This is a genomic window from Hymenobacter caeli, assembly GCF_013294115.1.
Taxonomy (GTDB): Bacteria; Bacteroidota; Bacteroidia; order Cytophagales; family Hymenobacteraceae; genus Hymenobacter; species Hymenobacter caeli.
In genome coordinates this window covers 32,499-55,274 of sequence record NZ_JABSNP010000013.1, presented here as the reverse complement: position 1 = coordinate 55,274, position 22,776 = coordinate 32,499, and the positions used below count along the sequence as shown (strand labels likewise).

Here is a 22,776-nt window from a genome sequence, read left to right as displayed (position 1 = left end):
ACTAACAATGGTGCCTGATGGGCACCATTGTTAGTCACGGGAAGCGGCCAAACGGAACATACACCGCTCGCGGGCCACGAGACCGTGCAACCAAATCTTGCTTTCTAGGCTCCGTTCGTTGGCTATTCACCTCACCTACCCGCGCCATGCGCTTTCGCTACGCTTGCCTGTCAGTGCTGCTGCTCAGCCTGGCCACCGGTTGCGGGCGCCGCACCGACCCCGCCCCGGCCCAGTTCACTTGGACCACCTTGCCCTACGGCACGCCGGCACTGACCAGCTTTTCCGAGGTGTATTTTATGTCGTCGCGGGTGGGGTGGGTCATTGGGGGCTACACGCCCGACCAATCCCCGGGCCAAACGTCGGTACTGCTCGCCACGCGCGACGGCGGCGCTACCTGGACGCGCACGGCCCTGGTGCCACTTCTTACTTATTACAGCGGGTTTGGGGCGTTGGCTCCGGTGAGCGAACAGCTGGTGTTCGCTTCGGGCTTCGCGCCCACGGGAAACCAGAGCGCCCCGCGCGTGCCCGCCACCTATAAAAGCCTCGACGGCGGGGCCACTTGGCAACGGCTGCCGGGTGCGGGGTACGCCGGCGGGGCCCGCCTGTACTTTTTCAACGAGCAAACGGGGCTGGCCTTTGCCGACCGGCAGATTCAGCGCACCACCGACGGCGGGGCCTCCTGGCAACCCGTATTTGCACCGGCGACAGGCAATTGGGACAAAGTGCAGTTTCCAGCGGCGGCGGTGGGGTACGCGGCGGGCGGCTACGTTTCGTATGGCACCGTCTTGGGTGGCTATTTAAGTAGCGGTAGCCTGGCCAAAACCATCGACCAGGGGGCCACTTGGCAGGCGTTGCCCTGGGAACACGGCAACATCAGCTCACTTTCGTTTATAAGCGCCACGGTGGGCTTTGCCGCTACTTTTCCCAATAATCAACTGTTCAAAACGCGGGACGCCGGGGCTTCCTGGCAGCTTGTCAACGCTCAGTTGCCGCCCTTGGGCAACGTATCTTTTCTGAGCGAGCAGGAAGCTTACGCTACCAACAACCAGCAAATCCAGCACACCACCGACGGGGGCCTTACGTGGCAGAAAGCCTACGAAGTACCATCCAACTCCAAGTACTCCACGGCCATCAGCAGCCTGATTTTTCCAACGCCGACGGCAGGTTTTGGGGTCACCCCCGATGGGCAGCTCATCAAGGGCACCCGATAAGGGAATCCGGCTTTACCCGAAAGGCCCCAACCGCCCCGGCGTAAACCGGCGGCCGTTGGGGCTTTCTTAATGCCGAACCCAGCCTAAGCAGTGGCCGGGCCCCTGACCACTGTTTACGCGGCTGCCGGCACGGCCAGCACCACGCGCAGCTCGCCGAAGCCCACGCCCACCGTGAGGGCGGGCGCAGTGAGGCCGGTTTCCAGCGTGGCGGGGGCTATTTCCAGGGGCTGGCCGTCGGCCGACGCACCGGCCGGGGGCCCGGGCAGGCCGTGCAGCACCACGCGGTAGGTGGCGTAGGCGGGCTGGTAGGGCCCCTCGATGGTCTGGCTGATGGCCAGCCCGGTGGGCGAGCCGGTGAGGGCGAAGCGGCGCACGGTGCGCTGGTCCTGCTCCTGGTAGGCGTAGCCTTCGCCGCCGTCGTCGTAGAGCACGCTCTCGGCGCTGCCGTTTTTGTAGTACACGTGCAGGGTCAGCTCGTCCACCACTTTTTCGCCCACGAATTGCAGCACGGGCTGCATGGGCACCACGGCCCCGGCCTTCACAAAGAGCGGGATGCGGGCGAGGTCGGCGCTGGCCCACACCTCGGTGCCGCCGGCCTTCACCTCGTCGGTCCAGTAGTAGTACCAGTCGCCGCGGGGCAGGTACATCCAGCGGCCGTCCACGCCGGGCGTGGTGATGGGGCAGACCAGCAGGTGGTCGCCGAGGCTGAACTCGGCCATCCGCAGGTAGGTTTCGGGGTCGTTCTGGTCGAGGAAGGTGAGCGGGCGCAGCATGGGCGTGCCCTGGGTGGCGTACTGCCAGAACGTGCTGTACACGTAGGGCAGCAGCCGGTAGCGCAGCTCGATGAAGTGCCGGGCCAGGCTGGTGTAGGGCTCGCCGAAGCTCCAGGGCTCCTGGTCGTTGTGGTCGCCGGAGGAGTGGGTGCGGAAAAACGGGTGGAAGGCCCCCAGGGCAATCCAGCGGGCGTACAGCTCGCCGTCGGGCGTTTCGATGAAGCCGCCGATGTCGCTGCCGATAAAGCTGAAGCCGCTGATGCTCAGGCGCTGGCACTGGATGTTGGCCAGCCACAGGTGCTCCCAGGAGGCGATGTTGTCGCCGGTCCAGCCCGAGGAGTAGCGCTGGCCCCCGGCGTAGGTGCTGCGCGTGATGGTGAACGGCCGTTTGGGGTAGGCGAAGCGCTTGACGCCGGCCGCCGTGGCGCGGGCCATCTGCATGCCGTAGATGTTGTGGGCCTTGAGGTGGGAGGCCGGCTGGCCGTCGTAGTCGAAGCGCACGTCGGCCGGGAAGGTGCCCTTCTCGAACACCGCCGGCTCGTTCATGTCGTTCCAGACGCCGGCCACGCCCACGTCCTTTATCAGGCCCTCAAACAAGCCCGCCCACCACTCGCGCACCGGCGGCTTGGTGTAGTCGGGGAAGTTGCAGAGGCCGGGCCACACCGTGCCCTTCATCAGGGGCCCGTCGGCGCGGCGGCAGAAGTAGTCGTTGGCCAGGCCTTCGTTATAAACCGAATAGCCCGGGTCAATCTTGATGCCGGGGTCGATGATGACGACGGTTTTGAAGCCGTCGGCGGCCAGCTCCTGCACCATCCGCTGGGGCTCGGGGAAGTGCGTGGGGTGCCAGGTGAAGCAGCGGAAGCCGTCCATGTAGTCGATGTCGAGGTAGAGGGCATCGCACGGAATCCGGCGCTCGCGCAGGCCGGCGGCAATTTCCTTCACGTTGGCCTCGGGGTAGTAGCTCCACTTGCACTGGTGGTAGCCCAGCGTCCAGAGGGGCGGCAGCTCGGGCGGGCAGGTGAGCAGGGTGTACTCCTGGGTTACTTCGAGCAGCGTGGGCCCGTAGATGAAGTAGTAGTTCAGCTCGCCGCCGTTGGCCCAGAAGCTGGTGACGTCGGCCCGCTCGGCGGCGAAGTCGAAGTAGCTGCGGAAGGTGTTGTCGAAGAAGATGCCGTGCGCGATGCGCTGGTGCAGCACGTGGTAGAAGGGGATGTTCTTGTAGAGCGGGTCGGAGCCCTTGGTGTAGCCGTAGGTGTCGGAGCCCCAGTTGGTGAAGCGGTGGCCGCGCAGGTTCATGTTGGCGGGCTTGTCGCCGAGGCCGTAGTAGTGCACGCCGGGGGGCACCAGCTTGCTCATCTTCACCTGGTCGTTGCCGGTTTCGTCGTCGTACTGCCAGTGGAAGCCCTTTTCGTCTTCGCTCAGCACCGTGCCCGAGCGGTCGAGCACGCGGGTTTTGAGGCCTTGCTTCTGCACCGTGCAAATGAGGCGGGCGGTGGTGAGGCGGTAGTGGTCGGGCTTCTCCACGAACTCCAGGAACGTGGGGCCCGGGCGGGGCGCGTCGGCCGGCACGGCGTAGGAAAGATCGGGCGCCAGGGGCCCGTCGGTGAGGTAGCGGAAGCGCAGGATTTTATCGGTCACGACGTGCAGCATCAAGCGCACGCCGTTGTCGCAGGCGAAGAGGTAGCGGCCGGGGGCCAGCTCGTCGGCCCGCCGCGCAAGGCCGGCGGTGTGGTCCTGGTGGCCGGTGGCCGCCAGGTCGTTAAGCATGTAATTATTCTCCTGTATCGGGGCGTTCATATCGGCTAGCTAAGGGGCGGAAGCGGGGGCCGGGCGGGCGAAAAAAGGCCAATCGGGCCGGCGGGCGCATTATTTAAGTACGCAAGTTAACCCCGCCCACAGGCGCGGGAGGCAAAAAAAGGCCGGGGGCCGGCGTACTCTCGGCGTACTGGATAATTCGCTCGGCCAACGCACGGCGCTTGCCCGCCGCCCGGAAGGATGCCATCTTTGCCGGCCGTCCCCACATTTTCCTATTGGCCCCGCCATGACCACGCCCCCTACCGTTCTGCTCGTGCTGGCCTGGGACGACGACGACCCCGCCGTGCACCGGGTGGCCCCCACCGACGCGCTGCCGGCCCGGCCCACGCTGCCGCTGGTGCGGGCCCTGGCCGCCGAGCAACCCGTGCTGGCGCTGCTGCCGCAGCTGCCGCCCGGCGGCCCGGCCGCCCCCCGCCCCGCCCCCGGAAGCGCAGATTTTGGCTCACGGTTGGTTGGCGTGGCCGATTCTACCCCCGGTACGCTGGCCGACGCCGCCCCGGCGGCGGCCCCGGCGCTGCCTACCGCCGAGGCCCGGCCGCTCGCCGTGCAATTGCGCCAGCCGCTGGCGCAGCGCGTGCCCACCGGCTGGCAAACCCCCACCGCTCCCTACGCTGGTCGCGCCGAAAGCCCGGCCGTAGCCCCTACGCCGGCCCCACCGTTCTCTCTGCCCGCCCCAGCGGTTGCCCCCCCACCCGAACCGGAAGAATCTAATTTCCCGGCGGTAGTCGGGGCCAACCCCGGAGCCCCGGGGCCGGCTACCGCGCCGGTTTCACTATTTGAGGAGCCCGAGGAAGAAATCGGCACGGGCGAGGCGACCGCCCTGGCCGAGGACAACGACCCGGTACGGGCGGCCCCCGCGGCGGCGCCCGCGCCCGCGGGGGCCGCCACGGCTTCGCTCACGCAGGGGCTGGCCGCGCTGCAACGCCCCCCGGCCGGGCCCGGCGCGGCCCCCGCGCCGGCCTTCGGCCTCACCGACGACCTGCACTACCGCGTCATCCAGTACGCCCGCTTCGCCACCTACCTCTCGGACCACGACACCGAAGACGTGGGCGCGATTTACGCCCCCGACTGGCCCACGTGGCTGGCGGCCCTCGAAATTGCTTACCGCCGCCGCCGGCCCCTGGTGCTGCACCTGGGCCTGCTCGCGGCCGAGTCGGCGGCCCCCGCCGAGCGCGGCTGGCTGGTCGAGCTGGAGCGCTACGCCCTGCGCCGCGCCCACACCGTGCTGGTCACGACCGCCGCGCTGCGGGCCCAGGTGCTCCGGCACTACGGCCTGCCCCCCGGCCGGGTGCGGGTGGTGCCCGCCGACGACGCCGACGGCATCCGGGCCGCGCTGGCCAGCGTCGGGGCGGCCGGGGGAGCGGAGAAGACCAGGGCGGCGGCAGCGTTGGCAGGGCCAGAAGCCGCCCGCTAGCGCTTCGCCGCCCGGCCTTGTTTCTTGCTCCACCCGTCCGTTTCAACCCCAGGTTTTCGCTTTTTCCGCCTTTCTCAGGCTTCTACTTTCTTCGTATTTTTCCATGGATCCTTTCCAAGCCGAGCAGGAGTTTGACGCCGTGCTCGAAGCCGACAGCGCCGACGGCGGCATTTTCGTGGCCGTGCCGTTTTCCGTGCCGGAAGTGTACGGCACCAAGGGCAAGCTGCCCGTGCAAACCACCCTCGACGGCTTCCCGCACCGCACCACCCTGGCCCCGCTCGGCGACGGCCACCACGGCCTGCCGGTGCCTAAGGAAGTGCGCCGGGCCCTGGGCAAAACCGTGGGCGACACCCTGCGCGTGGCCCTGCGCCACGCCCCCGAGGTGCACGTCGTGACCCTGCCACCCGACCTGGCCACGGCCCTCGACGCCACGCCCGCCGCCCGCACGTTCTTCGAAACCCTCCCCCGCCCCGATCAGCGCGACTACGTGCGCTGGCTCGACGGCGCCAAAACCGCCGAGGGCCGCACCCAGCGCCTGGCCACCACCGTCCAGCGCCTGCGCAACGGCCAGAAGCGCGCATAGGGGCCTCAGGATCCCGTGCCACGCTGACTCGCGCTGGCCGCAGTTTAGCGCGAAGCGCGTAACTGCGCGCCACGAAACGGAGCGAGTTTGTAACTCGCAGATTTGCCACACCAGCCAACCAACAAATGGCCTACCCCATCCGCCACCAGCAGGGCCTGTACTTCATCACCTGCACCGTCGTGGAATGGCTGGACATCTTCACCCGCCCGCTCTACAAAGACCTCATCATCGACAGCCTGCGGTATTGCCAGGCACACAAAGGCCTGGAGCTGTACGCTTATTGCCTGATGACCAACCACCTGCACCTCATCGCACGGGCGGCGGAAGGCTACGCGCTGTCCGACATCATGCGGGATTTCAAGAAATTCACCGCGAAGCAAGTGTTTCACGCGCTGCACGTTAACCAGCAGGAAAGCCGCCGCCAGTGGCTGGAGTGGATGCTGCACAAGCAGGGCGAGTTCAACCCGCGCAACACCCACATTCAGCTGTGGCAGCAGCCCAGCCACAACGTCGAACTGCAATCTGATACCATGCTGCGGCAGAAGCTGGAGTATATCCACCAAAACCCCGTGCGGGCAGGCATCTGCTACCGGGCGGAGGACTACGTGTATTCCTCGGCTTCTTTTTATGCGGGGCTGGAGGCGGTTTTGCGGGTGGAGCTGGTGTGAGGCCGTTCTGCTTTGCGAGTTACAAACTCGCCCCGTTTCGTGGCGTGCAGTTCGCTGCGCTTAAACTGCGGCCAGCGCATCCTCGCATTTAAGGCCCCGCCGCCAGCCAAAACTGCCGTGGTGCTAGAGTTGCTTTGGCCTCAGTACAACCAATTAACCAATAAAAATAAGTTACCCAACCATCCCTTGAAACCTGACCTAAGATGAGTTCACGAAACTCATCTCCAATCCTAGTTTCGTAAACTTTGAAAGGTGAACGAGTTTCTTAAACTCAATGTGGACAATAGAGCACTTTTGCCAGGTTGGTAAATACCCTTAGGCAGCGGTTTACTTAAACGAGCTGTTCAATAGGCTTCAAAGCGACTTATCAATCACTGAATAGGAATCAAAGTCGATGCCCATCACCCGGTTGTTCCGAAAGGCGTAGTGGTAAATGATTCTATCCACGACAAACTCCACGGTTACGATGCGAATGCCGCGGACTTTTTCGGTGGGAACGGTCACAGAATACGCGCGCAGGAGTTCGGGTAAGGTAGAGCCGAGGCGGACGCCGTTGGCGAGGATGATTTGCGGGTCGACCACGTGCCCGGAAATGACAGTGGCCCCTTCCTCGGAATCGTCGTAAAACTTCACCGCGCTGTTGCCGAAGCGCAGCAGGGTATAAGGGTAGGGGTCGCCTTGGGCGTAGGCCACGCCCTTTTTCGCGGTAAACAAAGGGTAGCGCGTGGTCAATGCCGCGGCCCGGGCAACCCGTCCAAACGGGTAGACCACTGCCCGGTCGGTGGAGACGACCACCAAGGTGTCAGCTTTAAGGTAGGCGTCGTACGCTTCTTCCCCCGGGGGCTTGGTGGCTAGTTCCAGCGTGTCGGTGCGCGGAATTGGCGGCCGAGCGTCCACCGCTGGCGAGTTAGGCACGGCGGCCTTTCCTTCGCTGGAGGTATCGTGCTGGCAACTGGTCACGGCAGCAAATCCGAGAAGGAACAGGGTGTTAGGGCGAAACATGCGAAAAGGGAACAAACGACTCGAAAAAGCTGAGCTCAAAGCTAAGCGAGCCCTTTTAGTCTATACATCCTCGATACGAAGTACCCAGCGGAAGTTCACTTAAACGGTGGTGGCTGTTGCAGAACCCGCGAGGGAGCAGGGCAACAGGCTCGGACAGCAGCTACAGGGTGAGCAAACGCACGCTTGCGAGCGTTCCGAGCGCTGTTTGGCTCGCCGAGGCATCCCGCCACAGGGACCGGCTGAGTTCTGCAACAGGCACGGTGGTATTACTACAGTCATAACCACTTAGGACCCCCAAGCCCCTAAGCCAGGGCCAGCACCAGGGCCACGCGGCTGGGCAGGTACACGCGCAGGTGCTGCTCGTAGGTTTCGTAGATGTAGTGCTCGTCGGGCCGGTCGAAGCCGCCGAAGGCACTGCTGTCGCTGGAAAGCACCACGCGGTAGCGGCCCTCCTTGGGCACCCAGAAGCGGTAGTCGGGCTGGCTTTCCGTGACGTGTAGGTTCACGATGATGACCAGGGGGCCCCGGGCGAAGGCCAGTACCTTGTTTTCCTCGTCGTGGTGCAGCAGCTGGGCGGGGCCGGCGGCCAGCACGTGGCGGGCCTTGGCCAGGTGAATCAGGGCCTGGTCGAAGGCGCCGAGGAAGCGAAATTTCAGGTCGGGGTTGTCGGCCAGGCTCCACTGGCGGCGGGCGTACTGGTAGCTCCAGCCGTTGCCCTCGCGGGGGAAATCGACCCACTCGGGGTGCCCAAACTCGTTGCCGATGAAGTCGAGGTAGGCCTCGCCGCCGGCCGCCAGCGTCACCAGCCGAATGATTTTGTGCAGCGCCAGGGCCCTCGCGGCGTTCGGGTCGGGGTCGGCCGCGCCCATGTGGTGGTAGATGCCATCGCCGAACAGCCACTGGGCCAGGGTTTTGTCGCCCACCAGGGCTTGGTCGTGGCTTTCGGCGTAGGCCACGGTTTTCTCGCCTTCGCGGCGGTTGGTGAGCACGTGCCAGAGGTCGCCCAGGTTCCAGGCCTCGTCGGGGGTGTGCTTGAGCAGCTTGATCCAGTAATCGGGGATGCCCATGGCCAGGCGGTAGTCGAAGCCGATGCCGCCGTCGGCCAGGGGGCGGCACAGGCCGGGCAGGCCGCTCATGTCCTCGGCCACCAGCAGGGCCCCTTTCTTGAACTCGTGCACCAGCGTGGTGGCCAGCTGCAGGTACAGGATGGCGTCCTCGTCGGCCCCGGGCCCGAAGTACTGGTCGTAGCCCACGAAGGCCACGCCCTCGCCGTGGTGGTGGTAGAGCATGCTCGTCACCCCATCAAACCGGAAGCCGTCGAAGTGAAACTCCTCCAGCCAGTAGCGCAAGTTGCTGAGCAAGAACTGCTGCACCTCGGGCCGGCCGTAGTCGAAGAGTTTCGAGTCCCAGCCCGGGTGGTTGCCCCGCTCGCCCTTGTGGAAGTACAGGTTGCCCGAGCCGTCGAAGTCAGCTAAGCCCTCGGCCTGGTTTTTCACGGCGTGCGAGTGCACCACGTCGAGCAGCACGGCGATGCCGCGGCGGTGGGCTTCGTTGACCAGGTACTTCAGCTCCTCGGGCGTGCCGAAGCGCGAGCTGGGCGCGAAAAAGTTGGCCACGTGGTAGCCAAACGAGCCGTAGTACGGGTGCTCCATCACGGCCATCAGCTGCACGCAGTTGTAGCCGTCGGCCTCGATGCGGGGCAAAATATTGTCGGCAAACTCGCGGTACAGGCCCACGCGGCCCTCCTCGGTGGCCATGCCCACGTGCGCCTCGTAGATGAACGGCTCCTTCACGGCCGCCGCCACCCGGAACTTCTGGTCCGTCCAGGCGAAGCCCACGGTGGGGCGCCACACCTGGGCGGCGTAGTCCTTGGTGTGGTCGTCCTGCACCACGCGGCGGGCGGTGGCGGGCAGGCGGTCCTGGGCCCCGTTGGCGCTGACGACGTGCACTTTGTACTTGCTGTTGTGCACCAGCCGGTCCTTGTAGTCCTTGTCGGGCAGGAAGATTTCCCACACGCCGTAGTCGAGCCGTTGCAGCGGGTCGGCCCGGCGGTCCCAGCCGTTGAAGTCGCCCACCAGGTACAAGGCCTCGGCGCCCGGGGCCCACTCGCGGTAGCGGAAGCCGCGGCGGCGGCCGTCGTAGTGCAGGCCCAGCTGCTGGTGGGCCGTGGCGTAGTCGGCCAGCGAGCCGTGGTGCTGCTCGATTTCGGCCAGGCGGGCGGCCAGGCGGGCCTGACGCTGGCGCAGCACGGGCTCGTAGGGGGCGAGCCAGGAATCCTGCTGCACGAGCGGCAGCGGAGGCACGGGAGCGGCGAGCGGGGCGGTGGGTTCCATGGGCGGGGCGGGAAGGGTTGGCGGGTGATACGCGAAAGGTAGCGGCGGGGCGGGAATGGCTGGGCCGACGGCCGGCCGCTACCCTTTTGCCGGGGGCCCGGCAACGGCCGGGGCAACGTAATGCAAGGCCTCTTTTAGCCAACCATTGGCTGGTCCCGGCGAACCCCGTGCAACCCTTTCCCTTCGCGGAGTCCCTTTTAACGAACAATTTACCTAATTTCTCCTTTCATAATACCCTTTTCCACGGCTCCTTACCTACCATGCGCGCTTCCCTTCTATTCGGGGCCCTGGCCATCGCCCTTCCCCTGGTGGGCGCGGCCCAATCCGTTGCGCCGGCCAGTCTATCGCCCCAGTTTTTCGTGGGCCTCGGCGGGGCCGTCAACACCTATCAGCGGTTGGACGGGTTCGACAAAAATTCGCTGGCACCCGTACTCACGGCGGGGGTGCAGCTGCGGTCCCGACTGGCCCTGCAAATCGGGGTCGGCTACCGCCAACGCACCGACCAAAGCAGTTTTTCAGGAGGGGGCTACCTGGACGACAGCGGCCAGTCGCAACCGAGCAGTTCGACCAGTTCCTACTACCAACGCCGGCTGCGCGTGCCCGTGCTGGTGCGCTACGGCGTCACGCGCGGCGGGCAAGGGCGCTTCCAGGTGGATATGTTGGGCGGCTTAACGTTGGAGCGCTACTGGAACGGCTACGATTACGTGGTCACAAACGAAAACACTAAGGCCGTGGTGCAGAATGACTTTTACCACGGCGCGGCCAACGGCCTTTACTTCACGCTGGGGCCCAGCGTGCGCTACCGCGTCGGGCCGCACCTGGACTTGACGGGCGACGCGGTTATCAACTGCCTGCTACAGCGCAACACCGCGCCTTATTACACCTTTTCCGACCGGCTCTCGGGCAATCTGGCCCTGGGCATTCGGTACCGTTTTGCCAGACTTTAACAGTGCGGGCGTACTGCGCAGCACGCCGGGGCCCCAACGCCAGAAAGTGGTAATTGGGCGGAAACGGGGTTACTTGCGACTATGAAAATTCGTGTAATCGTTTTGCCTTTGGCCGTGCTGGCGGCCTGCACCAGCGGGCAGCCGCGCGCGCCCAAGGCCGGGGCCCCGGCGGCGGCGCTGGAAGGCTCGGGGCTCTCGACGGTGCCCACCGGGGCCGCCGCGCCGCTGCTGGCGGCCCACGCCATGGTCATCTCGGCCCACCCGCTGGCCTCGCAGGTGGGGCTGGCCATTTTGCAAAAAGGGGGCAATGCTTACGATGCGGCCGTGGCCGTGCAGTTTGCGCTGGCCGTGGTGCTGCCCGTGGCGGGCAACATCGGCGGCGGCGGCTTCCTGGTGTACCGGGCCCCCGACGGCGCGGCCGGCACCCTCGACTTCCGCGAAACGGCGCCCGCCGGGGCCACCCGGGATATGTATTTGGATGCGGCCGGCAACGTGGTGCCCGGCCTGAGCACCGCGGGGGCCCTGGCCGTGGGCACGCCCGGCACCGTGGCCGGCATGGTGGCCCTGCACGACAAGCTGGGCCACTTGCCCTGGGCCGCCCTGCTGGCCCCCGCCATCCGGCTGGCCCGCGGCTACGCCCTCACCGAGCGCGAGGCCGGGGGCCTCAACCGGGCCCACGACGATTTTATCAAGTACAACCCCGGCAACCCCTCGGCCTACGTGCGCCCCGGCGGCACCTGGCACCCCGGCGACACCGTGCGCCTGCCCGAGCTGGCCTCCACCCTTATCCGCATCCAGGACCAGCAGCGCGGCGGCTTTTACCAAGGCGAAACGGCGCGCTACCTGCTAGAGGAAATGCGCCGCCGCGGGGGCCTCATCACCCAGCAAGACCTCGACGGCTACCAGCCCAAGTGGCGCGCGCCGCTGCGGGGCCAGTACCGCGGCTACGACGTCATCACGATGCCGCCGCCCAGCAGCGGCGGCGTAGCCCTGCTGCAAGCCTTCCAGATGCTGGAGCCCGTGAACCTCAGGGCCCTGGGCTACCACACGCCCGCCGCCACCCACCTGCTCACCGAGGTCGAGCGCCGCGTGTACGCCGACCGCGCCACCTACCTCGGCGACCCCGATTTTGGGCACGTGCCGGTGGCGCAGCTGCTGGCCCCGGCCTACAACAAGCAGCGGGCCAGCACCATCCGGGCCGACGGCCGGGCCACGCCCAGCGCCGAGGTAACCGCCGGCCCCGGCCTGCCCGGCTACGAAAGCAACGAAACCACCCACTACAACATAGTGGACGCCGCCGGCAACGCCGTGAGCTGCACCACCACCCTCAACGGGGCCTTTGGCAGCAAAGTGGTGGTGCCCGGCGCGGGCTTCTTGCTGAACAACGAGATGGACGACTTCTCGGCCAAGGCCGGCGTGCCCAACGTGTACGGCCTGGTGGGCGGCACCGCCAACGCCGTGGCCCCCGGCAAGCGCATGCTCAGCAGCATGACGCCCACCATCTTAGCCCGCGGCGGCAAATTGGCCCTCGTGGTGGGCACGCCCGGCGGCAGCACCATCATCACCGGCGTGCTCACCACCATCCTCGGCATCGTGGACTACGGCCTCGACCCGCAGCAGGCCGTGGCCGCCCCGCGCCTGCACCACCAGTGGCTGCCCGACTACCTCGACGCCGAAGCCGGGGCCCTCACCCCCGCCGCCCAGGAGGCGCTCCAGGCCAGCGGCTACACGGTGCACCCCCGGGGCCCCTGGGGCCGCATCGAGGCCATCGAGGTGCTGCCCAACGGCCAGCTCGCCGGCGGGGCCGACCCGCGCGGCGACGACAAAGCGGTGGGGTATTAAATCAGCTGTCATTGCCCCGCTCGTTGCCACGGCAACCAAGCGCTTTAACACCAAAAAAGGCTGCTAACCCGTAGGTTAGCAGCCTTTTTTTGAGCCGGTGGGCGGCTTAGCCTTTCAGCTGCGAGCCGGCGGCGCTCAGGGCCTGGCCCAGCTGCTGGAGCTTGGCTTGGGCATCGGGCGTGGCCGACGACGCAACCTTGGAGGTGTGCTCACCGAGGGTGCTCAGGCTCTTGGACAGGGCACTGGTATCGGAAGCGCCGCTGCTCAGGGCGTCGTGCAGGTTCTGCAGCTCCGAGCTGATGCCCGAGAGCTGGGGGTTGCCTTGCAGGGTTTTGATCCAGCCGGCGATGTTGGGGCCAGCGGCACCAGCAGCGTTGGCGAGGCCGCCTTGCAGGGCGTTGAGGGTGGCGTCGAGCTGGGCGGTGCCGCTCTGCGATTGGGAGTTATCCATGGTAATAGGGGAAAGGGTGAGGGTGAGATTATGCGGTATCAACCCTAGCCTTCCCCAATTGTTAAGTACTTTAGGTACAATATTTTGTCCCGCTAAAAGAAATGATTTGGTAACAAACTTTAGGAGATTTCAAAGGTTATGCAGCGGCTCGGGCAACCACCGTCCGGCGCACCGCCGGTAACCAATTGGCGACTTGCTCATTCGGTTTGCAAAGACGAGCTTGGAGCACGCGAACGGCCCCCGGCGGCCTGCCGCAGGGGCAGGCCGCCGGGGGCCGTTCGCGTTTTAAAATTAATTTTTAGTGCTGCGCCGGCTGGGTTTTGGCCACCAGGCGCAGGTTGCCGGCGGCGGTGATAAGCTTCTGGCTCAGCTCGCGGATTTTGTCGCCGTTGCCCTGGAAGTTGTGGGTGCCCAGGGCCGCTTGGGCCGTCAGTTCGCCCATGCGCTGGAAGGCGGTGGCCATGCCGGCGGCGTTGTTATTGCCGATGTGGGTGGTGAGGGCTTCCAGCTCCTGCACGATGGGGCCCAGCACTTTCTGGTCGCCGCTGCGCAGGTAGTGCACCCAGGCGTTGATGTGGTTCTGGCCGGCGCTGGCGTCGCCCACGAAACCCTTTTGGGTGGTGTCGTACAAGGTGCGGATGCCGGCTTCGGCTTCGGAAATGAGGTTCATAGGTGGCGGACTGCGGGGGTGAGAAAATGGGTAATCAGTTAGTTATAGTTATTCGTTGTCAGTTGCCAGATTGTTCAAAAAAGCCAACGACTGATAACGGACAACTGACCAAAAAAAGCGCAGGGCAAAAATACACCCGGGGGCCGGCCCGCCGCTACGCGTCGGCGGGCGGGGCCGCCGATTGGGCCGCCCGCACGGCGGGGTGCTGCGGGTTGAGCACGATGACCGAAAACGGGTGCTGCTCGCCCTCGCGTTTCTCAATGCGCAGGGCCCCGGCCGTGCGCAGGCTGTTGATGAGGTCGCGCCGCTCGTACTCGGGCAGGGCCGGAAACTCGTCGGTGAGGCGGCGCAGGAAGGGCGTGAGCCACAGCTCGCCCACGGCCCGGTGCTGGCTCAGGCGCAGCAGTTCGGCCGCCATGAAGGCCAAGCAGCGCTGCTCGTCGGGGCTGGCCAGGGGGCGCACCGGGTCGAAGGCGGGCGGCGCGTCGGCGGGCGGGGGCGGGGCGGTGGGCTTGCCCACGGGCTCGGCGGCGGGCATTTTGGCGGGCACCAGGCGGTCGGCGCGGCGGGCTTCGAGCAGGGCCAGGGTGGCGGCGGGCAGCAGCTCGCGGGCGTCGATGAAGTGCTGGGGGCCCAGGTTCTGGAGCAGGTCGCCGGAGGTGGCCTCGCGGAAGCCGGCCACCAGCACCTGCCGGGCCTGCCGCCGCAGGTGTTGCAGCAGCGGAATGTAGTCGCGGTCGCCGGCCACGAGCACGAACGTGCCGATGTCGGGCCGGGTGTAGAGCACTTCCAGCGCGTCGATGCAGAGCTGCATGTCGGCGGCGTTTTTGTGGTGGGTGCCCAGCACGTTGCGGGTGGCCACGCCCATTAGGTACAGGCCGCCCTGGGGCGCGGTGGCCAGGCGCTCGAAGTCGGCGTAGGCGTTCAGCACCAGGCAGTCGAGGCCCTGCTGGGCCAGGGTTTCGCGCAGCTTGCGCACCAGCGCCAGCACGTAGTCGTTGAGGTCGGGCGGGTCGTGGAAGTGGTTTTTAAGAAAGTAGTACACGTTCTCAAAATCAACAAAAACGGCCGCGTAAGACGGCGCAGCGGGAGCAGCACGGTTCGCCATGGCCGCAAAGGTAACGGCCGGCGGGGGCCCTCCGTAACTTGCCCGCGCCCTGCTCTGCCCGGCCGGTTCTGCCCCGCCAGCGGGCTCCGCCGGCCGCCCAGGGCCTTTCTTTCCTGCTTGCCTACTCATCCATGCAGCCGTTTAAATTCGCCCGCCTGCGCTACCGCCCCCTGGGGCCCGCCGACGCGGCCGGCCTGTTTGCCCTCGACAGCAACCCCAACGTGCTGCGCTACCTGGGCACGCCGCCGCTCACCGGTATTGCCCAGAGCCGCGCGGCCCTGGTGCGCATCCAAGCCGATTACCGCGCCGGCACCCTGGCCCGCTGGGCCGTGGAGCGGCGCGACACCGGCGAGTTCCTGGGCTGGGCGGGCCTGAAGCTGAACCACGACCCGGTAAACGGCCGCAGCGGCTTCATCGACCTGGGCTACCGGCTGCTGGAGCCGCACTGGGGCCAGGGCTACGGCACCGAGGCCGGCCGGGCCTGGCTGGCGCGGGGCTTCGGCGCGCTGCGGCTGCCGCTGATTACGGGCTACGCCGAGGCCGCGCACGGGGCCTCGCGGCGCATCTTGGAAAAGGTTGGGCTGGCGCTGGTCAACCTGTTCGACGACGCCAGCGGCACGCCCTGCGCCTGGTACGAGGCCCGCAACCCGGCCGCGGGGCCGGCTTAGAGAGCGGCGCGCCGCTGGGCCGCTCCTACAGCCGGGCCAGCTCCGTGCGCAGCTCTTCGAGCGTTACGGGGTGAAACTGAAGGCTGGGCGGGGCCGGCTGGCCCAGGCTGACGCCGCGGGTGGCCAGGTACGTGACGCCATTCTCGCGGCGCAACGCTACTATGGTAGCCGCCGCACCGTCGGGCACCTGCTCGAACACCGCCGTGTTGCCCTCGGTGCGCGTGCTGGCCAGGATGCTGCGCTGCCCCTGGAACACCAGCGACACCACCGTGGCCGGGCCGGGGGCCTGCACCGCGAACTGAACGCGCGGGCCAGGGGCCAGCAGCCGGTCGCAGTTGATCCAGCCCAGCCCGCCGGCCACCAGTTCGTAGCCCAGGCCCCCGGCCAGCGTTAGCGGGGCAGCGCCGGCAAATTGCTTGGCAAATTCGGCCCGGGCCCGCCGTGCTTCTTGCACCAGCAGTTCCTGCGTGTGCTTTTCCATTTCCAGCCAGGTGATGCCCACCAGGCGCTTGCCGCCGCGGGCGTACAGCACCACCAGCACTCCCTGCGCGGGGCTGGTGGTGCGGCGCCCGTGGGGCAGCAAAATGCTTTTAAAGCTGGCTGGCCGCTGCCGGGGCAGCTGCGTAGCCGCGGCCATTATTTTCGCACCGAGCACGGAATCGCCCTGCACCAGCCGCGGCTCCCGCACGGTGCCCGTGCTGTCCACCGCCAGGCTGATTAAAATGGCGTGCGTGACGGTGACGTGGTTTTCCTTGCTCAACCCTTTCAGCTGCTGGCGCTCGAATTTGCTAAGCGCGCGCCGACGCTTGAGCCGCGCCAGGTCGGTGGCCGACGGCGGTACCAGCCGCTCGAATTCCTTGAGCAGCGTAGCGTCACCGTTGTCGAAGCGCGGCCAGCGGGCACCTTTGGGCGGGGGCAACGCCACCCAGCGCCCCGTGGAGCGGGCGGCGGGGGTGCCGGCCGGCAGCTGCCAGTCGAGCCCGTGGCCGGACGCGGCCACGCCCTGGTAAAGCTGCATGCCGGGCCGGCGCTGGGCAGCGGGCAGCTGCAACAGCACCCGGGCCCCGGGGCGCAGGGCCACGGGCTGCCCGGCGGCCGTGGCCTGCAAGTGCAGCATCCCGCCGGTTTCGAGCAACTCGGCCCCGGTGGCGGTGCTCAGCCCCGCCAGCAGGATGTCGGGCGTGGAGTAAAATTCGCGCAGCTCCCGCCGCACCGGGCCGCTGCCGGCCGGCACGTCGAAGGCCCGGCCCGGCACCACCAGCCGGGTGCCTTGCTCGGCCACCAGCACGGTGTCGCGGCCCGGCCGCACCTCGAACACCTGAAGGCGGGGCGCGGCCCGGGCGCAAAAGGCCGGCAAGTCGTCGTCGGCGGCATCGGCGGGCTGGGCAGCCTGGGCCCGCTGCGCCGGGTCGGGGCCCGCCAGCGGCGCGGCGGGGCCCGGGGAGGCCGCTGCCACCGGCGCGGTGGGCGCGGCGCCGCTAGCCGACCGGCGGGGGCCCGCGGCGGGCTTGCCTACCCAGCGCAGGGAATTCGCCAGGGGCCCGGCGGCCAGCGGTGGGGCTGGCCGCGCAACGGGAGACGGGGCGGTAGCCGCCGTTTGCCCGGCTCGGGTGGCCGCCGCGGGGGCCGCGAGAGTAGCCGGCCCGGGCTGCGGTGGGCGTTGCGCGGTTTCTGCCCGCTGGTCAGCCGAGCAGTTGGTTAGGGCGAGCGTACCGGCCAACAGGCCGCCGAGTAGCAGTAAGCGAGGGTTGGATGGCATTGGACAAGGAAAGGACGGCCAGGACCACTGTGGGCTAGCCAATTGGGCTCAATATAGCTCGCGGCGGCCGGCGGCGGGGCGGCGTTTGGGAACTGGCGCGGTCTTTATCTTGCGCCATGTTCACACGCCTCCTGCCTTGGCGCTGGTGGGCACTGGCCCTGCTGCTTGGGGCCTGCCACAACGCCCCCTCCACCACGGCCAGCCCACCGTGCCCGCCGCCCGCGCCGTTCGCCGTGCGGCACCCGGCCTGGGCCGCCAGCGCCAGCCTCTACCAGGTCAACGTGCGCCAGTACACCCCGGAGGGCACCTTCCGGGCCTTCGAGGCGCACCTGCCGCGCCTGCACCAGATGGGCGTGGGCATCCTGTGGCTGATGCCGGTGCAGCCCATCGGCGTGGCCCGGCGCAAGGGCACGCTGGGCAGCCCGTATTCGGTGCGCGATTATTACGGGGTGAACCCCGAGCTTGGCTCGCTGGCCGACTTGCAGCACCTCGTCGGCGCGGCGCACCGGCTGGGCATGCACGTCATCCTCGACTGGGTGGCCGACCACACCAGCTGGGACAGCCGGCTGAGCCAGGAGCACCCCGACTGGTTTGCCCACGACGCGCAGGGCCGCTTCGTGCCGCCCGTGGCCGACTGGCAGGACGTCATTGCCCTCGACTACGGCCGGCCCGGCCTGCGCCGCTACATGGCCGAAAGCATGGCCTACTGGGTGCGCGACGTGGGCTTCGACGGCTTCCGCTGCGACGTGGCCGGCCTGGTGCCCACCGACTTCTGGAACGCCGCGCGGGCCGGGCTGGAAAAAATCAAGCCCGTGTTCATGCTGGCCGAGTGGGACGAGCTGTACGCGCCACCCTTCCTGAAAAAAGGCGCGTTCACGCCCCGCACGCACCTGCTCGAACAAGCCTTCGACGCCACCTACGCGCTGCGGCTGCACTACCTGCTCGACAGCATCGCGCAGCACCAGAAACCCGTGGCCGCGCTGCCCGCCTACTTCGCCGCCGAGCGCCGCCGGTACCCGGCCGGCGTGTACCTGATGAACTTCACCAGCTCGCACGACGCCAACGCCTGGGACGGCCCCGAGGGCCAGCGCCTCGGGGCCGACGCCCGGGCCCTGGCCGTGCTCACGGCCCTGCTGCCGGGCATCCCGCTGGTGTACAGCGGCCAGGAAGCGGCCTCTGCCAAACGGCTGCGCTTCTTCGACAAGGACACGATTGCGTGGAAAGGCCACGCGTTGAACGCCTTCTACACCAACCTGCTGCACCTCAAGCACGACCACCCGGCCCTGCGCAACGGCGACGCCTGCGCCCGCTTTACGCTGCTGCCCGCGCCGGCCGGCTGCTTCGCCTTTGAGCGGGCCACGGCCGGCAACCGGGCCCGGGTGTGGGTGGCGGTGAACCTGGGCCCCGTGCCCCAGCGCCTCGGCCACCCCGCCGCCACCGACACCGACGCCTTCGCCGACCTGGGCCCCCCGGTGACCGAGACACAGGTGACGGTGCCGCCCCACGGCTGGCGCGTGCTGACGACGCGGCAGCCGTAAGGACTGGCATTTGGCCGCCGCTGGGCGGTTTGCAGACTACAACAAGTGCTGCCTTTTACGTACTTAACCTGCCTGATGAACAGAAGAAAACGTATTCGAGGCACGCGGCGGCATTGTCGCGCCTTGCGGGCCCATGCCGAGCGCCCCACTGCGCTCCGACCCGTGGATATCTTGTGGCTTACCCGTTTTCAACGCACCTCCTTCAATGTCACTTCTGAACCTTGGGACGAGATGCAACCGCTGCCGCCGCTGTTTCAGCCGTTGTGGGCGGCACGTTTGGTGAAGACGTTTCAGCAATGGAGCGCCGAACTTGCAGACCGGTATCCAAGTTTTTACTTAGCTCTGGAGCTGCACTCCCCCGACAAGCTTAATACCTTTCGGCAGAGCCGCTTGGTTGTTCGCGTGGGGGAACAACAGGCGCAGGACGATAGCCGGTACAGGAGGGCCTGCACGCAGCCGTTGCCGGCGCTGTACCAAACAGTTCCGGGCATCGACGCCCTGCAATGGCTGGCCTACGAACAGCTTTTTTATTATACACCCGAGGAATTTGTTGAATACAATGCCCGGGTTCCCAACAAGCCCTTCTGGGAGGGAACCACCGCTCACGGCAACCCCTGCATTGTAGTACTCGCCGGCTGGTTTTGGGTCGGCCAGGCCCCCGGCACGGAAATTCATCCGGCGTGATGCGTCTCGCATGCGACGTGCGGCCCGGATGAAGCAACTTGCCAGTTCATGTAAAAGCTATTCAAATACTAGTGGGGCCGGCCCCGCCCTTACTTGCGCCAATGCCCGACCATCCCGACGCCCCCCTGTTCGCCGTGCGCCACCCCGAGTGGGCCGCCAACGCCACCATTTACGAAGTAAATGTGCGCAACTACACGCCCGAAGGCACCTTTCGGGCCTTTGAGGCGCACTTGCCACGGCTAGCTAAGATGGGCGTCGTCATCGTATGGCTGATGCCGGTGCATCCCATCGGGGCGGTGGGGCGCAAGGGGGCGCTGGGCTCGCCCTACGCGGTGCGCGACTACTTCGGAGTGAACCCGGAATTTGGGACGCTCGACGACTTGCGCCACCTCGTGCAAACGGCCCACGGCCTGGGGATGAAGGTGTTGCTGGACTGGGTGGCCAACCACACCAGCCGCGACAACGCCCTGATTGAGGACCACCCCGACTGGTACCGGCACGACGCCCAGGGGGCCCTGGTGCCGCCCGTGGCCGACTGGACCGACGTAGTAGCCCTCGACTACGCCAACCCGCACTTACGGGCGTACATGATGGAGGCCCTATGCTATTGGGTGCGCGAGGCGGGCATCGACGGCTACCGCTGCGACGTGGCCGGCCTGGTGCCCACCGACTTCTGGGACGCGGCCCGGCCGGCGCTGGAGGCCCTCAAGCCCGTGTTTATGCTGGCCGAGTGGGACGAGCTGTACCCGTCCGGGGGCCTCACCTGGGCGGAGTTCGACTCCGACACGCACCTGCTGGAGCGGGCCTTCGACGCCAGCTTCGGCCTGCGCCTGCACTACCTGCTCGACCGCATCGCCGAGGGCCAGGCCCCGCTGGCCGACATCGACGCTTACCTGGCCGCCGAGCGCGCAAAATACCCGCCCACGGTGTACCTGATGCACTTCACCAGCAACCACGACGTGAACAGCTGGGACGGCACCGAGAACGAGCGCCTGGGGCCCCTGGCGCAGCCCTTCGCCGTGCTGGCGGCGCTGCTGCCCGGCCTACCGCTGCTCTACTCGGGCCAGGAAGCGGGTTTGAATAAACGGCTGGCCTTCTTCGACCGCGACCCGATAGCCTGGCAGGACTACCCGCTCCAGGAGTTTTACACCAAGCTGTTTCAGCTCAAAAAGCGCCACCCGGCCTTGCGCAACGGCGACCCGGCCAGCCACTTCCACCGCCTGACCGGGCCGGATGGCCTCTACGGCTTCATCCGCGAAAAGGCGGGCTCGGCGGTGATTGTGCTCGTCAACGCCACCGCCGAGCCGCTGGTGCTGCCCGGCCAGAAGATGCCCGTCTCGCCCCAAAAGGGCCTGTTCGACGTGTTCAGCGGCGAGGCCCTGACGCTGGCCCAGCCCAAGGCGCGCACCGTGCCGGCCCACGGCTGGCGCGTGCTGCGCACCCGCGACTAGCCGGTGTTTGTAGCTTGGACTTTGTGGTCCGGGCGCGAGCACCGCGAGCATCCGGTATTGCGCCCACCTACCCGATTCCCACTTTCTGCGCAAATGCCTTGTTCGCTGCGCTCACGCCCGGACTACAAAGTCCAAGCTACTTCTCCCCAACCCATGCCCTACGTATTCCTCTTTCTGGCCATCATCAGCGAAGTGATGGGCACCACGGCCCTCACGGCTTCCAACCAGTTTACCAAGCTGGGGCCCAGCATCGTTACGGTGGTGGGCTACGGGCTGGCGTTCTACTTTTTCAGCTTTTCGCTGAAGGCCATTCCGGTGGGCGTGGCCTACGCCATCTGGGGCGGGGTGGGCATCGTGCTGGTCACGCTCATCGGCTTTTTTTACTTCAAGCAGCGGCTCGACTGGCCGGCCCTGGCGGGCATCGGCCTCATCGTGGCCGGCGTGCTGGTGATGCAGCTCTTTTCCAAAACGGTGTCGCACTAGGGGCCCCACGGCCTGCCCGGCCACGGCTGGGGCCCTAGCGCCGCCCGGCCTTGAGCCTGAAGGCCAGCTGGAACTCGTTGCGGATGGCGTAGGAGCCCAGGTTCTGGAAGAAGCTGCTGGAGTTGTAGTTGATGCCGAACTGGGTGCGGTCGAGGCGGGCGGTGCCTTGCAGCAGCAGGCTGTCGGCCCCAAGGGCCGTGACGGTAACGGGCACGCTGATGGGGCGCGTCTGGCCCTTGAGGGTGAGCTGGCCCTGGGCCTGGCCGCCCGCCACGCGGCCCAGCTCGAAAGTAGCTTCGGGGAAGTGCGCCACGTCGAAAAAGTCGGCCCCGCGCAGGTGCTCCTGCAAGGTGGGGTTGTCGTGGGCGAGGGTGCGCACGTCGACCAGCACGCGGGCGGCGCGCAGGGCCCCGGGGCCCTCGGCTACCAGCGTGCCGCCGGGGGCCAGGCGCAACGTGCCGGTGGGCGCGTAGCCGCCGGCCTCGGCGTAGCCCGTCCAGGTGAGGCGGCTGGTGGCGGGGTTGAGGACGTAGGTGACGGCGGCGGGGCGCTGGGCTACGGCGGCGAACAGGACAACGAACAGGGCGGCGAATAAGGTTTTCATGACGGGGAAGGGTTGAAGTGGATTGTAGAACGGAGTGGCACTCCGTTTCCTCTAGGTGGCCACTGGGCCGTTCAACGAGCAACGGAGTGCCACTCCGTTTTACAAATGCCGCTTTAGCGGCCGGCGGCGGGCCGGGGGCCGGACTCGGTTTCGACCAGGGCCCAGCCTTTGTAGAGGCGACCCTGGGCGTCTTTGGCCAGCACGTACCACAGGGCGTCGCCGCCGTAGAGGTGGTCGGCGGTGGCGTAGCGGTAGTTGCGCTTGAAGGTGTAGGCCCGGCCCTTGCGCAGCCGGCCGCCGGGGCACTCGAACAGCTCGGCAAACTCGGCGGGGGTTTCGTGCAGGTTGGCGTGCCAGCCGGTGGCGTCGTACCAGATGAAGCTGCCGCACTCCACCACTTGCAGGTCGGCTACTTCGGCGCGCACCGTGGTGCTGTGCTTCCAGGCAAAGGTGCCGGGCTGGGCGGGGTCGGGCTGGGGGTACACGGGGTTGGGGTCGTGGCTCATGGCCAGGCCCACGGGCACGGCCCGCAGCAGGGCGGGCAGGGCCCGGGTGTGGTCGGGCCAGGCGGGCGGCGGGGTGGCGGCGGGGGCCGCCGGGGTAGCCGCCGGGGCGGCGGGGGCGGTGGACTGGGCGGCGAGGGGCCGGGCGGGGGCCGCCAGCAGCAGGGCCAGGGGCAAGAAGCGGAGGGTTTTCATGGGGGCCGTACGGGCTGGTTGAAGTACGACCCAAAGGTGGCGGGCTCCCCCCCGGCCCATCGCCCCACATCGCG

Annotated in this window: 20 protein-coding genes; 11 read left to right on the top strand and 9 right to left on the bottom strand. The window is 67.4% G+C overall.

Annotated features, from left to right (window positions below; genetic code table 11):
* Positions 1-146 precede the first annotated feature (146 nt).
* Positions 147-1,211, top strand: a complete 1,065-nt coding sequence (locus HNP98_RS14050; protein ID WP_173810716.1) for a beta propeller repeat protein — start codon at positions 147-149, stop codon at positions 1,209-1,211.
* A 113-nt stretch (positions 1,212-1,324) separates the two neighbouring features.
* On the opposite strand, the gene HNP98_RS14045 is transcribed toward HNP98_RS14050, so the two are convergent.
* Positions 1,325-3,781, bottom strand: coding sequence for a glycoside hydrolase family 31 protein (locus tag HNP98_RS14045; protein ID WP_217425777.1), 2,457 nt, complete (start codon positions 3,779-3,781; stop codon positions 1,325-1,327).
* Between the two features lie 244 nt (positions 3,782-4,025).
* On the opposite strand from HNP98_RS14045, the gene HNP98_RS14040 reads away from it, so the two are divergent.
* The 3 genes from HNP98_RS14040 to HNP98_RS14030 all read left to right on the top strand — a co-directional run bounded on the left by HNP98_RS14040 (position 4,026) and on the right by HNP98_RS14030 (position 6,464).
* Positions 4,026-5,213, top strand: coding sequence for a glycosyltransferase (locus HNP98_RS14040; RefSeq protein ID WP_173810715.1), 1,188 nt, complete (start codon positions 4,026-4,028; stop codon positions 5,211-5,213).
* A gap of 103 nt (positions 5,214-5,316) precedes the next feature.
* Positions 5,317-5,796, top strand: coding sequence for a YdeI/OmpD-associated family protein (locus HNP98_RS14035; protein WP_173810714.1), 480 nt, complete (start codon positions 5,317-5,319; stop codon positions 5,794-5,796).
* Positions 5,797-5,921: 125 nt separating this feature from the next.
* Positions 5,922-6,464, top strand: coding sequence for an REP-associated tyrosine transposase (locus HNP98_RS14030; protein WP_173810713.1), 543 nt, complete (start codon positions 5,922-5,924; stop codon positions 6,462-6,464).
* Between the two features lie 354 nt (positions 6,465-6,818).
* Here HNP98_RS14030 and HNP98_RS14025 read toward each other — a convergent pair whose 3' ends face one another.
* On the bottom strand, positions 6,819-7,466 hold the full coding sequence (locus HNP98_RS14025; protein ID WP_173810712.1) for a hypothetical protein: 648 nt from the start codon (positions 7,464-7,466) through the stop codon (positions 6,819-6,821).
* A gap of 302 nt (positions 7,467-7,768) precedes the next feature.
* Positions 7,769-9,799, bottom strand: a complete 2,031-nt coding sequence (locus HNP98_RS14020) for an alpha amylase C-terminal domain-containing protein (RefSeq protein ID WP_173810711.1) — start codon at positions 9,797-9,799, stop codon at positions 7,769-7,771.
* 260 nt (positions 9,800-10,059) lie between these two features.
* Here HNP98_RS14020 and HNP98_RS14015 point away from each other — a divergent pair, with 260 nt between their 5' ends.
* Entirely contained in the window at positions 10,060-10,746 is a 687-nt protein-coding gene (locus HNP98_RS14015; protein WP_173810710.1) for an outer membrane beta-barrel protein, read from the top strand.
* Positions 10,747-10,827: 81 nt separating this feature from the next.
* The gene (ggt, locus tag HNP98_RS14010) at positions 10,828-12,588 is read left to right on the top strand and encodes a gamma-glutamyltransferase (protein WP_173810709.1); all 1,761 of its coding nucleotides are present in this window, start codon (positions 10,828-10,830) and stop codon (positions 12,586-12,588) included.
* 106 nt (positions 12,589-12,694) lie between these two features.
* Here the strand turns inward: ggt and HNP98_RS14005 are convergent, their stop codons facing one another.
* From HNP98_RS14005 to HNP98_RS13995, 3 genes are all read right to left on the bottom strand, one after another.
* A complete protein-coding gene (locus HNP98_RS14005; RefSeq protein ID WP_173810708.1) occupies positions 12,695-13,039 on the bottom strand; it encodes a hypothetical protein in 345 nt (114 codons plus the stop codon).
* 298 nt (positions 13,040-13,337) lie between these two features.
* Positions 13,338-13,709 (bottom strand): hypothetical protein, encoded by a 372-nt coding sequence (locus HNP98_RS14000; protein ID WP_173810707.1) that lies wholly within the window; start codon positions 13,707-13,709, stop codon positions 13,338-13,340.
* A gap of 154 nt (positions 13,710-13,863) precedes the next feature.
* Complete coding sequence (locus HNP98_RS13995) at positions 13,864-14,817, bottom strand: NYN domain-containing protein (protein WP_173810706.1); 954 nt, start codon at positions 14,815-14,817, stop codon at positions 13,864-13,866.
* A 131-nt stretch (positions 14,818-14,948) separates the two neighbouring features.
* On the opposite strand from HNP98_RS13995, the gene HNP98_RS13990 reads away from it, so the two are divergent.
* Complete coding sequence (locus HNP98_RS13990) at positions 14,949-15,485, top strand: GNAT family N-acetyltransferase (RefSeq protein WP_173810705.1); 537 nt, start codon at positions 14,949-14,951, stop codon at positions 15,483-15,485.
* A gap of 25 nt (positions 15,486-15,510) precedes the next feature.
* Here the strand turns inward: HNP98_RS13990 and HNP98_RS13985 are convergent, their stop codons facing one another.
* Positions 15,511-17,244, bottom strand: a complete 1,734-nt coding sequence (locus HNP98_RS13985; protein WP_173810704.1) for a hypothetical protein — start codon at positions 17,242-17,244, stop codon at positions 15,511-15,513.
* Between the two features lie 116 nt (positions 17,245-17,360).
* On the opposite strand from HNP98_RS13985, the gene HNP98_RS13980 reads away from it, so the two are divergent.
* From HNP98_RS13980 to HNP98_RS13965, 4 genes are all read left to right on the top strand, one after another.
* Entirely contained in the window at positions 17,361-18,782 is a 1,422-nt protein-coding gene (locus tag HNP98_RS13980; protein ID WP_173810703.1) for an alpha-amylase family glycosyl hydrolase, read from the top strand.
* Positions 18,783-18,857: 75 nt separating this feature from the next.
* Positions 18,858-19,466, top strand: a complete 609-nt coding sequence (locus tag HNP98_RS13975; protein ID WP_173810702.1) for a hypothetical protein — start codon at positions 18,858-18,860, stop codon at positions 19,464-19,466.
* 101 nt (positions 19,467-19,567) lie between these two features.
* Positions 19,568-20,917 (top strand): alpha-amylase family glycosyl hydrolase, encoded by a 1,350-nt coding sequence (locus tag HNP98_RS13970; protein ID WP_173810701.1) that lies wholly within the window; start codon positions 19,568-19,570, stop codon positions 20,915-20,917.
* A 153-nt stretch (positions 20,918-21,070) separates the two neighbouring features.
* Positions 21,071-21,400: a DMT family transporter gene (locus tag HNP98_RS13965; RefSeq protein WP_173810700.1), complete on the top strand. Its 330-nt coding sequence runs from the start codon at positions 21,071-21,073 to the stop codon at positions 21,398-21,400.
* A 34-nt stretch (positions 21,401-21,434) separates the two neighbouring features.
* On the opposite strand, the gene HNP98_RS13960 is transcribed toward HNP98_RS13965, so the two are convergent.
* Both HNP98_RS13960 and HNP98_RS13955 read right to left on the bottom strand, forming a co-directional pair.
* Entirely contained in the window at positions 21,435-22,004 is a 570-nt protein-coding gene (locus HNP98_RS13960; protein ID WP_173810699.1) for a YceI family protein, read from the bottom strand.
* A 113-nt stretch (positions 22,005-22,117) separates the two neighbouring features.
* Positions 22,118-22,702 carry a hypothetical protein gene (locus HNP98_RS13955; RefSeq protein ID WP_173810698.1) on the bottom strand — a complete coding sequence of 195 codons (585 nt, stop codon included), beginning with the start codon at positions 22,700-22,702 and terminating at the stop codon, positions 22,118-22,120.
* Positions 22,703-22,776: the final 74 nt, after the last annotated feature.